We start from the raw sequence: 14,425 nt of genomic DNA, 5'->3' as shown, positions 1-14,425 counted from the left end.
AAGACGGCGGAAAGAGAAAGTCCAGTCGTTGTAGTGACTGGTCCGAACCAGAGACCCGATCTAAAGGGGATTAAGACGTCATAGTCTCCAGTTGGCAGGTTTGGCGGGAACGTCCGAACCAGAGACCCGATCTAAAGGGGATTAAGACGGTGCCGCCAGGCTAGCCCGGCGGCGGGTTGGGTTGTCCGAACCAGAGACCCGATCTAAAGGGGATTAAGACACCCCTTGCCCGCGCGGGCCGCTGGCGGCTCGGCGGTCCGAACCAGAGACCCGATCTAAAGGGGATTAAGACTGCGACGGCCTCTTCCAGCGCCGAGGCGGTCTCGTCCGAACCAGAGACCCGATCTAAAGGGGATTAAGACCGCGTTGCCTGTTCGGCTTCCGCTGCCTGATTGGTCCGAACCAGAGACCCGATCTAAAGGGGATTAAGACTTTCCTCTTTTCTCCCAGCAGGTTAGTGGGGATCGGTCCGAACCAGAGACCCGATCTAAAGGGGATTAAGACGGCGTCCATCTCACCTTTCGCGAGGTGGTCGATGGTCCGAATCAGAGACCCGATCTAAAGGGGATTAAGACACGATGCCGCCTGCGCCGTCCTGGCGGACGTCGGCGTCCGAACCAGAGACCCGATCTAAAGGGGGTTAGGACACGACCTGCTCGCGCAGTGCGCGTTGCTCGGTGGTCCAAACCAGAGGTCAGAGATGGCAGGTCTATCCGTGAACACCCCCTGCTTGTGCGCCGCCCCTGGGCGGTTTTTTTCTGTCTGGACGTGATCGAAAGGGGCCGGGAGACGGGGCCGTCTGACTGTCGGCGAGGGTGGGATGGTCAGTCGTTGGCGAGGGAAGGGGTGCGCTGACTCAGCTCCTCGACCAGCCGGTCCAGCGCCATCGCGCGTGACCCCTTGACGAGGATGCAGGTCGCTGGATCGGTGTCGGCGAGGATCCGTGCCGCCAGTGTCGGCGGTTGACTGGAATGATGCTCGACCTGGGCTGATGGTGTGGGTGCGGCGGTGGCGGCGAAGCCGGGGCCGATGAGGATGCAGCGCTCGGCGCTGGCGGCGGCGAGGGCGGCGGGCATCGGGCCGAGCCAGTGTCCCGCGACCACCCCGGCGAGATCCGCCGGGGTCCAGTGCCCCGCCCCGTGCGTGCTCAGTGCGGCTCGACCGTGCACCAGTCCCCGTCCTCCGTCCGTCGGGCGCAGTCGCCGCTCGACTCGATGCGGAACAGGTGCAGCCAGCCGTGCTCGACCAGCTCGCGCACCAGGTCGTGGCGCGCGATCACCGCGTCGATCTCGCTCTGCGGCGCCTCGATGAACACGCTCAGCCGGATCGGCTCGTGGATCCAGCGTCGGCCGTCGTGCAACGACTGCAGCGGCAGCCCCACCCGCAGATCGCCGCCGTTGCCCTCGATCACACCGATGGCGCCGCCGACGACGTTGTGCAGCACCTTGTTGCCACTGCCGAAACGGCGGTTGTCGACGCAGGAGGCGTAGTACTGGAGGTTGATCCAGGCGGCGACCACCATCGGCGCGGTCATGATCAGCTCCAGGGTCGCGAAGCCGTGATCGGCGCGCCAGTCGTAGTCGTGGAGGAAGGCGCGGCCTCCGAGGTCGAGACCCTGGGTGCGCGCGCGGGGTGCGGCGATGAAGCAGGCGTTGCCGGCCAGCCCCCACTCCGGGCGCACCTGCGACCAGTCGCGGGCGCGGTGCTCGACCCGCTTGGTCAGCGCCCGGCCCTCGCGTCCGCCGAGCCCGAGCAGTGTGGCGCGTTGCAGCCGGGTCAGCTCGCCGGCCTGATCGAGTCGGCTGCCGAGCTCGGCCAGCTCCTCGGCAGAGTCGGCGGGGAGTCGCTGGTGGTCGAACAGCCGGATGCGGTCGGTGGTGGTGTCGTGGAGCGCGGGCAGGAACCAGGTGTCCTCCGGGATCGCGATACCGCGCTCGGCGAGTCCCGCGCGGACCTCCGGGGCGTTGAGCAGCGCCGCCACCACGCGGGCGTTGGTCTCGCCGCTCTGGCCGCCGCAGGCGCCGCAGTCGAGCCCGGTGGCATGGGGGTTGTTGACGCTGCTGCTGCCGTGTCCGACCAGCAGCACCAGTCGGGCGAAGCCGGTGGTCAGCGACATGCCGCGGAGGATGCCCTCGGCGAGCGCGACGCGCTCGGCCTCGGGGATGCCGAGTGCGTGATCGGCATGAGGGTGGCCACAGGGCGCGAGGCTGGGGGCGAGGCGCGCGGCCTGCTCGGGGTCGAGCCTGGGATCGTCCGGGGCCGGGACCGGGCGGCTCCAGCCGAGGCTGTCGCCGATGAGCTTGGGCACGTAGAGCCAGAAGCCGGCGGCCTCGACGAAGGAGAAGCACGAGGCCGCGCCCATCTTGAAGGTCTTCCATGCCTTGCCAATGCCGAGCCGTCGGTGCTGGGCGGCCAGCGCCTCGGCCTGCTCCTCGGGCTCGGCCTCGTGCAGCTCGGAGCAGACCCGGTAGCGCGGTGCGAGCAGCACGGGGAGCTGCGGGCGTGGTCGATCGGCGCCGAACGGCTGGTGGGCGATGGGGGCGCCGAAGAAACCGGCGAAGCCGAGGGTCTGGACCCGGGGGCAGACGGTCTCCAGCGCGCGGCGGATCACCTCGGAGCGCACGTCGATGCAGAAGGCGGCCTGGAGCGGCGGGCGGGTGGCGGGTGCGCTGTGGCGGTGTGCGCGCAGTCGCGCGATCAGACCGCGTTGATAGGCCAGCTCCTGGGCGCACAGCAGCACCCGGTCGATGGCGTCCTCGGGGTCGGGCGCGTCGGGGTCGCCGGCGCGTCGTTCGAGGTCGGCGCAGAGCGCGTGCCAGCGGGTGGCGAGACCGGGGCTGGCCTTGTGCTCGTAGACCAGGACCTCCCAGGCCAGACGGATGGCGAGCAGCGCCTCGATGTGGTCGTCGCTGCCGCCCTCGAGTTCGGCCTCCCAGCGCAGCAGCCGGGTCCAGGCCGCCCAGCCGCCGACATCGAGCAGCGCGGCATGGAGATAGTCGGCCCAGGCCGCCTGGGGGATGCCGAGCCGTCCCAGGGCCGCGCCGATACAGGCGCGCGGCGCCTCGGGCAGGGCGCGCACCCGGGCACGGATGCCGCTCTGGCCCATCATGTCGGCGCTGTAGTCGAGTGCGGCGAAGGCGCGCCAGGCGTCGTAGAGCCGCATCCCCGACCAGGGGTGCTGCCAGGTCGCCTGACCCATGTCGAAGTAGGCCGCGCAGTGATGGCTGATGCGATCGATCACGAATTCCGACCAGTCGTCGGCGTCGAGCTCGTCGATCAGCGCGGTGATCAGCGGCACCCCGGTGCGTGGCGCGCGCTCCCGGTCGAGCGCCGCACGCAGCTGCTCGGGGGTGAGCGTGCTGGCGCAGCGTGCGGCGGCCTCGACGAGGTCCCGTTCGCCGATCTCGCCGCGCTCGAGCCGCTCGCGGAAATAGCCGCGCGGCATGTACATCCGCACCCCGGCGATGCGTCGCAGCAGATCCCCGGCGTGGTCGAAGTCGAGTGCGCGCAGCCCGTGGAAGGGGTTGACCGCGACGAAGCGGTCGAGCGGCCACACCGGTGCGATGCGCGCACAGGCCGTCTCGATCGCCTCGATCAGGTTGTGCTCGCCGGGACCGGGTGTCTCGGCATCGAGTGGCAGTTGGCCGGCCATGCGTGGCTCCGGGGTGTGCAGGTCATTGGGCTTCATCGGAGATCCCTCCATCAGGCCGTGACGGTCGCCGGACGCGGCGGCCACAGTCGGGTGATCAGCCGGGTCACCAGGATGTCGACATAGAGTCCGTTGTAGAGATGGACCTGGATCGTCTGGCGCAGCGGTCCGTGCAGCCGGGTGAACAGATGCTGGAGCAACAGCAGGCCGACGAAGACGGCGACGATCGCCAGCGCGGTGAGGGTGCCGAGCCGCGCGGCGGCGACCGGCAGTGCCACCAGATCGTCGGCGACGGCCAGCTCGAACAGTCGGTGCAGCCCGAAGTAGCCGACGCAGACCAGGGCGCCGATCAGGGTCGCGCGCGGCAGCAGCGCGGCCTCGGCGCCGAGGCGCAGCGCCTGCAGCAACAGTTGGGCGACGGCGACGGTGACGATCGCCCCGGCGACGAGCAGCGCCGGTTGGTGACCTGGATCGATGCCGAAGGCCAGCGCGGCGAGCAGCGCCATCAGCAGCGCCCCCTGGAAGGCGACCAGCCACTGCCAGGACGCGAGCGGGGCCTGCGCGAGCTGCGGCGTGGGGGCGCGGAAGCCGTCGACGCTGCTGCCCGAGGCGAGGAAGGCGTGCGCCTTGTAGAGCGAGTGGGCGACCAGGTGCAGCAGCGCCAGGCTGTAGAGTCCGAGCCCGGCCTCGAGCAGCATGAAACCCATCTGCGCCGAGGTCGACCAGGCCAGCGAGACCTTGATGCTGGTCTGGGTGAGCATCACCAGCGAGGCCACCACCAGGGTGACGAGCCCGATCAGCGCGAGGGCGTCGAGCGCCGCCCCCGAGAAGGACATGATCGGGCTCATGCGGATCACCAGGAAGGCACCGGCATTGACGATCCCGGCGTGGAGCAGCGCCGAGACCGGGGTCGGCGCCTCCATCACCTGCAACAACCAGCCGTGGAAGGGGAACTGGGCGCACTTGAGCACCGCGCTCAGCACCACCAGCCAGGCCGCCCACTGCAAGGGTGCCGACAGCGGTCCGAGATGCCCCGCCATGGCCGCGTGCAGCCCGGCGAACTCCAGGGTGTGCAACTCGGCGCCGATCAGCACCACCGCGATCAGCAGGCTGACATCACCGATGCGACTGAAGACGAACTTCTTGTGCGCGGCGAGCTGTGCGCCGGGCCGCTCCGGGTAGAACAGCAGCAGGCGGTGCAGGCTCAGGCTGGTGGCGATCCAGGCGAGCGCGAACAGCAGCAGGTTGCCGGCGACGATCAGGGTGAGGATCGCCGCCAGGGTCAGCAGCAACCACTGGTGGAAACGCCCCTCGCCGGGGTCGCCGGCCATGTAGTTGCGCGCATAGCGGGTGACCACGGCGCCGACCAGCGACACCAGACAGAGCATGATCGCGGTCACCCCGTCGAGATAGACCCCGAGCCCGAGGCCGCCGAACAGCGGTACCGGCAGCGAGAGCAGGGTGACCGACTGCGCCGGGCCGAAGCCGTGCCCGATGAGCGCGACCAGCGCCAGCGCGAAGGCCGTCCAGGCCGCCAGCCCGGAGAGCCGGGCCATCCCGGGCCCGGCCTCCCGCGCGCGCAGGCCGGGCAGCGCCCCGGCGGTCCAGAGCACGGTGGGCGCGAGCAGGGCGGCGAGGGTGGGGAGCGTGAGCGTCATACCGAATCCTCCCGACTGAGCAATCCATGGGCGATGTACTCAGGGTAGGTCGGTCATCCCTCCTTAAAAAATCGATCTTTTAGCTGATTTGTATCGATTTATTTCGATGGTTAAGCGTTTGCGCTGAGCGATCGACAGGGAAGTGAACCGCGATGACGCGAAGGGTGTGCAACGATCGTAGGGTGGGCAAAGCGCAGCGTGCCCACCGTGGGCCATCCGCCAGAAGATCGAACCGCGATGACGCGAAGGACGCGAAGGGATTTCGCAAGGTGGACAAAGGCACCGTTGTTCCAGGATGGCGTCCCGCGCCCCGCCGCCAGCTGTAGGTTGGGTTGCCGACGGCAACCCAACACCGGCGCCGTTGCCCGATGACGGCGCGCCGATGCCGGGTGACACGTCCACGGGCGTTCCCAGCTCGTCGACTGAGCGGTGCGCGGACGGGACGTCGAGCCCGGGTTGATCGCAATCTCTTCGGATCGAATCCCCCCAACCCCCTTTGACCAAAGGGGGCTTTCAAGCCCTTTGCGTCCTTCGCGTCATCGCGGTTCGATCCCCTGGCTCCTGGCTCCTGGCTCCTGGCTCCTGGCTCCTGGCTCCTGGCTCCTGGCTCCTGGCTCCTGGCTCCTGGCTCCTGGCTCCTGGCTCCTGGCTCCTGGCGGCTGGCGGCTGGCGGCTGGTGGCTGGTGGCTGGTGGCTGGTGGCTGGTGGGCACGCTGCGCTTTGCCCACCCTACAAAAAGCCTTCGCGTCCTTCGCGTCATCGCGGTTCAATCTTCTGGCGACCGATCTTGCATCGGTCGCGATCTGCGTCTAACGTCCACGGTTTGCGGCGCGCCCGGTGGTTGGCGGTCGAGGATGCAGGATTCGAGCAGGAGCTGGGCGTTCGGTGGATGGGTTGATCGTCGACCTCGAGGTGGTTCCCGCAGGCGACGAGGCGCCTGCCCGGATCTTCAAGATCGGTGCGCTGCGCCAGGGGGCCGGCGAGACGCTGGAGTTGGACACCGACGGCGGGCTCGATGCCGCGCTGCAGCGCCTCGATGACCTGGCCGAAGGGGCCGACTGCGTGCTCGGTCACAATGTCCTCGACCACGACCTGCCGCTGTTGCGCGCTGCCGCCCCCGATCTGAGGCTGTTGCGCCTGCCGGCGATCGATACCCTCAGGCTCTCGCCGCTGGCCTTCCCCCAGGACCCCTATCACCAGTTGGTCAAGGACTACAAGGCCGTTGCGGCAAGCCGTAACTCGCCGCTGGCCGACTGTCGCGCGACCGCGACCCTGTTCGATGCCGAGACCGAGGCCCTCGCCGCGCTGGGCGCGCGCCGTCCCGTGTTGCTCGACTGCTATCAGACCCTGCTCACGGAGCGCGCGGATGGCGGGCTCGGCGCCTGGTTCGCGGGCCTGACCGGGCACGCGCCACACGCGGCGGACTGGTTGGTCGGGGCGCTGCGCGGGTTGCTCGTCGACGAGACGACAGAAGCGGGTGTGCGGGTCTGTCCCGCCGCGCTGGAGACACTGCTCGCCGGGTTGGTCATCGACACCGAGCGGCGCTGGTCGCTGGCCTATGCGCTGTCCTGGCTGCTGGCGGGTGCGGGCGAGGCGGTGCTTGCGCCCTGGGTGCGCCATCAGTTCCCCGCTACCGCCGAGCTGATCGCGCGGCTGCGCGACACCCCTTGTGGCGATCCCGCCTGCGCCTATTGCGCGCAGGTCCACGACCCGAGGACTCAGCTCCGGCGCTATTTCGGCTTCGAGGATTTCCGCCGCGAGCCCGAGGGCGGCAGCCTGCAACACGATCTGGTGCTCGGTGGGATGCGCGGCGAGTCGCTGCTGGCGGTGTTGCCCACCGGCGGCGGCAAGTCGCTGTGCTACCAGCTCCCGGCGCTCAACCGCTATCAGCGCAATGGCGCGCTGACGGTGATCGTCTCGCCATTGCAGTCGTTGATGAAGGATCAGGTCGACGGGCTGCTGGCGCACAACCTGCACTGCGCGGCGACGCTCAACGGCCTGCTGACCCTGCCCGAGCGTGCCGACGTGCTCGATCGCATCCGGCGCGGCGCGGTCGGTCTCCTGCTGGTCTCGCCCGAGCAGTTTCGCAACCGCGCCTTCCGCGCCGCCATCGCCCAGCGCGATGTCGGTGCCTGGATCTTCGACGAGGCGCACTGTCTGTCGAAGTGGGGCAACGACTTCCGGCCCGACTATCTCTATGTCGCGCGTTTCATCCGCCGCTTCGGCGGCGACGATGCGCCGGTGGCGCCGATCGGTTGTTTCACCGCCACCGCCAAGCCCGATGTGCTGGAGGACATCCGTGCCCATTTCACCGAGGTGCTGGGGATCGGCTTCCGCGACCTGATCGGCACGCCCCGACGCGCCAATCTCGACTACGGGGTGCTGCCGGTCGGCGCCGCCGAGAAGCCGGTGCGCATCCATCAGCTGCTCACCGAGACCTTTCCCGAGTCCGACTCGCCCGGCGGTGCCGTGGTGTTCGCCGCCAGTCGGCGCCATGCCGAGGAGCTGGCCGAGTTCCTCAGCGGGCAGGACTGGGACTGTCGGCACTTCCACGCCGGGCTGGCGCCGAACGCCAAGAAGGACATTCAGGACGCCTTCAAGCGCGGCGCGCTGCGGGTGATCGTCGCCACCAACGCCTTCGGCATGGGGGTGGACAAGCCCGATGTGCGGCTGGTGGTGCACGCCGACATCCCCGGCTCGCTGGAGAACTATCTGCAGGAGGCCGGTCGCGCCGGGCGCGACCAGCAACCGGCGCGCTGCGTGCTGCTCTACGATCCGCAGGACATCGAGACCCAGTTCGGGCTCGCTGCCCGCACCCAGCTGAGTCTGCGCGACATCCAGCAGATCCTCCGTGCGCTGCGCCAGATCCACGGGCGGCGTGGCGATGCCGCCGAACTGGTGGTCAGCAGCGGCGAGATCCTCCAGCACGCCGCGCTCGATGCCGGGTTCGACGCCGATGCCGATCACGCCGAGATCAAGGTGGTGACCGCGCTCGCCTGGCTGGAGCGCGCCGCGTTGCTCGAACGCGACGTCAACGAGACCCGCATCTTCCCCGCGCGGCTGCACGAGCCGGATCGCGCGCGCGCCGCCGCCCGTCTCGACCGGGCGGGATTGCCGCGCCGCCAGCGCGCGATCTTCGACACCGTGCTCGACTGTCTCTACGCCGCCGCGGCCGATGCGCGGATCGACACCGACGCCCTGGCGCGGGCGACCGGGACCAGCGGTGAGGAGGTGACCGGGGTGCTGCGCCAGCTCGAACAGCTCGGGCTGGTGGACAACGACACCCAGCTCACGCTGTATCTGCGTCATGGCGTCAGTGGTGCGGCGAAGGGGCGCCTGGAGCGCTGTCTCGCGCTCGAACAGGCGCTGTTCGCGCTGTTGCCGGAGCTTGCCCCGGATGCCGACCAGGGCGAGTGGCAGGACCTCAATCTGCCCCGGCTCACCGCGCGACTGCGCGAGGAGACCGGGCAGCACGGGCTCAGCCCGCCACGGGTGCTGAGGCTGTTGCGCGGGCTCGCGCAGGATCGCGATGGCGACAGTCGCCAGCCCGGCGCCTTCGAGCTGGATGCCTTCAGCCGCGACCATCTCCGATTGCGGTTGCGCGGGCGCTGGGGCTGGAGGCGGATTCACGCCTTCGGCGAGCGCCGGCGCGCGCTCGCGGCGACCTTGTTGCGTTTCCTCATCGCGCGGGTCCCCGAGGGGGTCCGGCGCAAGGACGTCTTGGTCAGCACCACCTTCGGTGAGCTGCTCGGCTGCATCGAGGGCGATGCGGTGCTTGCTGCCACCCTGTGCCCGGAGCAGCGCCGCGCGGCCATCGAGCACGTGTTGCTCTATCTCCATCAGCAAGAGGTGCTGGCGCTCAATCACGGCATGACGGTGATGCGTCGGGCGATGACCATCGAACTCGCATCCGAGCGCACCGATGGCTACCAGCGCAAGGACCATGATCGGCTCGATGCCCATTATCGCGAGCGCCGTTTTCAGATCCATGCCATGCGCGAGTACGCCGAGCGCGCCCTCGACAGCGGCATGGACGCGGCACGGACGCTGCTGGCCGACTATTTCAGCCAGTCCCGCCAGGCCTTCCAGCGTCGCTACTTCGCCGGCAAGGCCGAGGTGTTGAAGTTGGCCACCAGCGAGGCGTCGTGGCAGGCGATCGTCGAGCCGCTCAACGCGATCCAGCGCGGTATCGTCACCGCCCACGACGATCGCAACCGGCTGGTGCTCGCCGGGCCGGGCTCGGGCAAGACCCGGGTGGTGGTGCACCGCATCGCCTATCTGCTGCGGGTGTTGCGGGTGCCGGCGGCGAGCGTCATCGCGCTCACCTTCAACCGTCACGCCGCCAACGAGATCCGCCGGCGTCTGTTCGACCTGGTCGGGCGCGATGCCTGGGGGCTGACGGTGCTGACCTATCACGCCATGGCGATGCGCCTGACCGGCACCAGCTTCGAGCGGCGCGACAGCGTCGACGAGGCCTGCCTGGGCGAGGTGCTCGACCGCGCCGCGGCGTTGCTCGAGGGCGCGGTCGAGGTCGACGGCGAGGACGATCTGCGCGAGCAGCTGCTGCGCGGTTATCGCTACATCCTGGTCGACGAATACCAGGACATCGACGACCGTCAGTACCGTCTGGTCAGTGCGCTGGCGCGGCGGCGCGCCGAGGGCGAGCAGGACGCCGGGCTGTGCATCTTGGCCGTCGGCGACGACGACCAGAACATCTATGCCTGGCGTGGTGGCAACAACCGCCACATCGAGCGCTATCGCGAGGAGTACGACGCCGAGATCGCCTATCTGGTGGAGAACTATCGCTCCAGCGGCGCCATCGTCGCCGCCGCCAACCGGCTGATCGCGACCAATCCCGACAGGCTCAAGGAGGCGCACCCGGTGCGGGTCGATGCCGCGCGCGCGCAGGCGCCGTCGGGCGGGCGCTGGGCGGGGCTCGACCCCGTGGCGGCGGGGCGGGTGTGTTGTCTGCGTCTGCCCGAGCACGACCGCGCCAGCGGTAACCAACAGGCCCAGGCCGCGCTCGGCGAGCTGCGCCGGCTGCTCGCGCTCGAGGGCGAGGGCGAGTGGCAGGGCTGTGCGGTGCTGGCGCGCAGCCATCGCTATCTGCGCCCGCTGCAGGCCTGGTGCGAGCGCGCCGGGGTGCCCTATCACCTCGCTGCCGAACAGGGGCGGGCGCTGCCGCTGACCCGCGAGCGCGGCTTCCTGCGGGTGATCGACGCGTTGCGCGCCTTGCCTCGCGAGCAGGTGCTCGATGCCGCCGCAGTACGGGCGCGGATCGCGACGCTGGGGCTCGAGCCGCGCTGGCGGCGCTTCTTCGCCGAGGCGTTGGTGGCGCTGGCCGGCGAGCTCGGCGATTGCCAGCTCGCACCGGCGACGCTGATCGACTGGCTCTACGATCATGCCCGCGAGATCCGCCAGCAACCGCGCCCCGGGCTCTTCCTCGGCACGGTGCACGCGGCCAAGGGGTTGGAGTTCCGCCATCTGGTGCTGCTCGACGGTGATTGGCGCGCGGCGCCCGAGGCGATCGATGAGATGCGCCGACTCTATTACGTCGGCATGACCCGTGCCCGCGAGACCCTGACGCTGTGCGCCATCGGCGCGGGGAACCCCTGTCTCGATGCGCTCGGCGAGGGGCTGTTCGAGCGCCAGGTGCGGCTCGCGCACGCCCCCGAGCTGGAGGTGTGTTATCAGCCGCTGGGGTTGCAGGAGATCGACCTTGGCTATCCGGGGCGCCAGCCCGCAACGGCACCGATCCATGCCGCGATCGCCGCGATCGCGCCGGGCGAGCGGTTGTTCCTCGATTCCGAGGGAGAGCGGTATCTGCTGCGCCGCGCCGACGGTCAGGTGGTCGGGCGGACCGCGCGCGCCTTCCGGCTGGGGCTGGTCGATCCGGTCTGCGAGGTCGTCGCCATCATCCGTCGCGAGGCCGAGGACAGCGAGCCGCAATTTCGCGGCAAGCTGCGTTGCACGCGCTGGGAGGTGGTGGTGCCGCGGCTGATCGGTCGGCCGCGGAGGCGGGTGGCGGCGCTGTCGGCGGGTTGATCGCGCGGGGCACCAGGGGCGGCGTCCCGCGCCGGTCGGCGTCTCAGGGCTGCGGCATCATGCCCATGCCGCCGGGGGATTGAACCGCGATGACGCGAAGAACGCGAAGGGTTTGAAAGTGTTGGGTTGCCGTTGGCAACCCTACCTACTTTGATAGCTGGAAGCTGATTCGAACCGTCATGACACGCGGGCCTGAAAGCCCCCTTTGGTCAAAAAGGGGGGGGATTCGATCCGAAGGGATTCCGAACAACCCCGCCTCGACGACCTGTCTCTCAGATCACGTCTTCGCCAGCACGCGGTGGGCACGCTGCGCTTTGCCCACCCTACGAACCCCCTTCGTGTCCTTCGCGCCATTGCGGTTCAATCCCCCGGCGGCTGGCGGCTGGCGGCTGGCGGCTGGCGGCTGGCGGCTGGCGGCTGGCGGCTGGCGGCGCTGACCTATCCGTTGCGGGTGATACGGATGCTGAAGTCGATGCGCTCGCCGCGTCGTGCCGAGGCGCGGGGCTGGAAGGGGCGGATCAGCCAGACGGTCGGGGCGGTGGCGGTGAGGGTGGCGGTGCGACCCTCGAACTCGCCGCGGAAGACCGCGGTGGCGCTGCCGTCGGCGGCGTCGTGGACGTTGAAATAGACGTTGCTGCTCGCGCTCTCCAGGGTGATCTTCAGGCGCTCGCCGGGGGTGCTGCGGATGGCGTAGGCGGGACCGGCATAGCCCTCGATGCGGCCTTCGAGGCGTAGTGGCTCGGTGTCGCTGGTCTGGACCTCGACCAGGGTCTCGTCGGGACCGAGCAGGCGGGGGATGGCGGTGTCGGTGAGGTCATCCTCGGTGGTGGGCATGCCGGTGCAGGCGACGAGGAGCGCGAGCAGTGGCAGGGTGGCAAGATGGCGGATCGGGCGCATACCGATGGTGCTCCTGGTGATCGGTTGACGGGGCTTGATGTTGACGCCCAGGCGATCTCGATCAAGTGGTCTGTTCCCCCAGGCTGTGCCGTCACGAGGTGCCGAGCGGCTCGGTGCTTGCCGGTCTGGTCGTGGCGCCGTCGGATTGTGTGACGGTGGATCAACCCAGGCGTGGCGGGGGCAGGGTGCCGACCAGGCGGAAGCGGCGATAGTCGGTGAGGATCTCGGCGTGATCGAAGGCGAGACGCTCGGGAAGCGTATCGGGATGGAACAGTTCGACGCCCTTGGCATCATCACGGGCCTCGGGCTCGCCGCTGGCGGTGGCGATATAGACCGCGCTGGCGGTATGGGCGCGCGGGTCGCGCAGTGGCGACGAGTAGACGCCGAGCAGTGCGTGCAGCTCGACCTGCAGTGCGGTCCCCTCCAGCGCCTCGCGGACCGCGGCGCGCTCGACCCGCTCGCCGGGATCGACGAAGCCACCGGGGATGGCCCAGCCGTGGGGCGGGTTGCGCCGCTCGATCAACACGATCGGACGCTCGGGTCGGTCGATCAGCTCGATGATGACGTCGACGGTGAGTAGCGGGGTGACGGGTGCGGGCATCGTTGACCTTCCTGGGTTGGGGCTATGCGCGACGCAGCCGACCGATGGCCTCGACCACGCTGAGTACCAGGGCGCCGGCGAGGATGCCGATCAGGGCGTTGATCAGTAGCGGCACCAGGGTTGCGAGCGGAGCGCCGAGCACGGGCAGCCCGGCGAGGACCTCGGCGAGATGGTGGAGCGGTTCGCCGATGATCGGCAGGCCATGGACGAGGATGCCGCCGCCGACCAGGAACATGGCGATGGTGCCGACGATCGACAGCCCCTTCATCAGCCGTGGCGCGGCACGCAGGATGGCCTTGCCGAGTCGGCGTCGCGCGCTGGCGAGTGCCCCCTCGCCGCCGCTGCGACTGAGATAGAGCCCGGCGTCGTCGAGCTTGACGATGGCCGCGACCAGCCCGTAGACCCCGATGGTCATCAGCAGCGCGATGCCGGCGAGAACCAGCACCTGGGTGAGGAAGCCGGCCTGCTCGACGGTGCCCAGGGTGATGACGATGATCTCGGCCGAGAGGATGAAGTCGGTGCGGATGGCGCCGGCGATGCGTGTGCGCTCGATGGCGGCGAGATCGGTCGCGGGGTCGGCGAGGGCCTGTTCGAGCTCGGTCTCGCGCGTCTCGCCCTTGGGGTTGCCGTGGAGACGGTGGGCGACCTTCTCGAAGCCCTCGTAGCAGAGAAACAGCCCGCCGAGCATCAGCAGCGGCATGATCGCCCAGGGGGCGAGTGCGCTGATCAGCAGCGCGGCCGGGACCAGGATCAGCTTGTTGCGCAGCGAGCCCTTGAACACCGCCCAGACCACCGGCAGTTCACGTTCGGCGCGCAGCCCGTGGACCTGTTCGGCGTTGACCGCGAGGTCGTCGCCGAGGACGCTCGCGGTCTTGCGCGCCGCGACCTTGGTCAGCAGCGAGACGTCGTCGAGCACGCTGGCGATGTCGTCGAGCAGGGCGAGCAGGCTGGTGGCCATGGTGACGGGTCTCCCGGTGGCGAACGGCCAAAGTGGCTATTTGACATGCGTCATTCGCTTGTGTCGAGAGAGCAGCGAAAATCCAATGTTAATCTGATAAAAGTCCTTGATAGAGATCACTACCACCATGTCGTCTGTCCTTCCCCCCCGTCTGCTGCGCCCGCTCTCCCTGCCGCTGCGCCTGATGCCGACGACCTTTCACAGCCGCGCGCTGGCGCGCATCCTCAATCAGGTGATGAAGGAGGCGATCGCCGATGGCGAGCTCGACTTCCTCGAGGGGCGTCAGGTCGCCATCGAGATCGCCGACATGGGCGTGCGCTATCGCCTCGGCTTCGAGAATGGCCGCATCCAGGGCTACGGCGAGCAGCGTCCGGCCGATGCCAGCATCGCCGGCGATACCCGCGAATTCATGATGCTGGCGGCGCGTCAGGAGGACGCCGACACCCTGTTCTTCCAACGCCGGCTGCGGATGTCGGGCAGCACCGAGCTCGGTCTGTATCTGAAGAACTTCCTCGACGCCTTCGAGCCGCCGGAGCGCTGGCAGCCGCTGACCCGTGCGATCGATCGCATGGCCGGGGTGCGCTTCCCCGGTCACTGAGCCGATGCCGCTTCGGTGC

Annotated in this window: 8 protein-coding genes and 1 CRISPR repeat array (1 of these 9 running past the window's edge); of the genes, 2 read left to right on the top strand and 6 right to left on the bottom strand. The window is 69.3% G+C overall.

The features are described 5' to 3' along the window. A CRISPR array of direct repeats spans nucleotides 1-647; the repeat unit is 37 nt; unit sequence GTCCGAACCAGAGACCCGATCTAAAGGGGATTAAGAC (it extends 534 nt beyond the left edge of the window). A gap of 177 nt (nucleotides 648-824) precedes the next feature. From EBL85_RS02580 to EBL85_RS02570, 3 genes are read right to left on the bottom strand one after another with little or no spacing between them, the layout of a single operon-like run. Beyond that, nucleotides 825-1,169 carry a hypothetical protein gene (locus EBL85_RS02580; protein WP_123142094.1) on the bottom strand — a complete coding sequence of 115 codons (345 nt, stop codon included), beginning with the start codon at nucleotides 1,167-1,169 and terminating at the stop codon, nucleotides 825-827. Beyond that, nucleotides 1,148-3,688 (bottom strand): YbcC family protein, encoded by a 2,541-nt coding sequence (locus EBL85_RS02575; RefSeq protein WP_123142093.1) that lies wholly within the window; start codon nucleotides 3,686-3,688, stop codon nucleotides 1,148-1,150. The genes EBL85_RS02580 and EBL85_RS02575 overlap by 22 nt, the downstream gene beginning before the upstream one ends. A 14-nt stretch (nucleotides 3,689-3,702) precedes the next feature. Continuing rightward, on the bottom strand, nucleotides 3,703-5,307 hold the full coding sequence (locus EBL85_RS02570; protein ID WP_123142092.1) for an NADH-quinone oxidoreductase subunit L: 1,605 nt from the start codon (nucleotides 5,305-5,307) through the stop codon (nucleotides 3,703-3,705). 885 nt (nucleotides 5,308-6,192) lie between these two features. Between EBL85_RS02570 and EBL85_RS02560 the strand changes: the two genes are divergently transcribed. Continuing rightward, nucleotides 6,193-11,352 carry a RecQ family ATP-dependent DNA helicase gene (locus EBL85_RS02560; RefSeq protein WP_123142090.1) on the top strand — a complete coding sequence of 1,720 codons (5,160 nt, stop codon included), beginning with the start codon at nucleotides 6,193-6,195 and terminating at the stop codon, nucleotides 11,350-11,352. A gap of 438 nt (nucleotides 11,353-11,790) precedes the next feature. Here the strand turns inward: EBL85_RS02560 and EBL85_RS02555 are convergent, their stop codons facing one another. The 3 genes from EBL85_RS02555 to EBL85_RS02545 form a co-directional block, all read right to left on the bottom strand. Further along, nucleotides 11,791-12,249 (bottom strand): hypothetical protein, encoded by a 459-nt coding sequence (locus EBL85_RS02555; protein WP_123142089.1) that lies wholly within the window; start codon nucleotides 12,247-12,249, stop codon nucleotides 11,791-11,793. 160 nt (nucleotides 12,250-12,409) lie between these two features. Continuing rightward, nucleotides 12,410-12,850 (bottom strand): NUDIX hydrolase, encoded by a 441-nt coding sequence (locus tag EBL85_RS02550; RefSeq protein WP_123142088.1) that lies wholly within the window; start codon nucleotides 12,848-12,850, stop codon nucleotides 12,410-12,412. Nucleotides 12,851-12,872: 22 nt separating this feature from the next. After that, entirely contained in the window at nucleotides 12,873-13,808 is a 936-nt protein-coding gene (locus tag EBL85_RS02545) for a DUF808 domain-containing protein (RefSeq protein WP_123142087.1), read from the bottom strand. A gap of 127 nt (nucleotides 13,809-13,935) precedes the next feature. Between EBL85_RS02545 and EBL85_RS02540 the strand changes: the two genes are divergently transcribed. Next, nucleotides 13,936-14,406 carry an SCP2 domain-containing protein gene (locus EBL85_RS02540; RefSeq protein WP_005220913.1) on the top strand — a complete coding sequence of 157 codons (471 nt, stop codon included), beginning with the start codon at nucleotides 13,936-13,938 and terminating at the stop codon, nucleotides 14,404-14,406. The last annotated feature ends 19 nt before the right edge of the window (nucleotides 14,407-14,425 follow it).

The organism is Marichromatium sp. AB32 (assembly GCF_003718675.1).
GTDB lineage: Bacteria > Pseudomonadota > Gammaproteobacteria > Chromatiales > Chromatiaceae > Marichromatium > Marichromatium gracile.
Note: the sequence above shows the minus strand (reverse complement) of the source record. Positions and strands in the feature narration are given on the sequence as shown.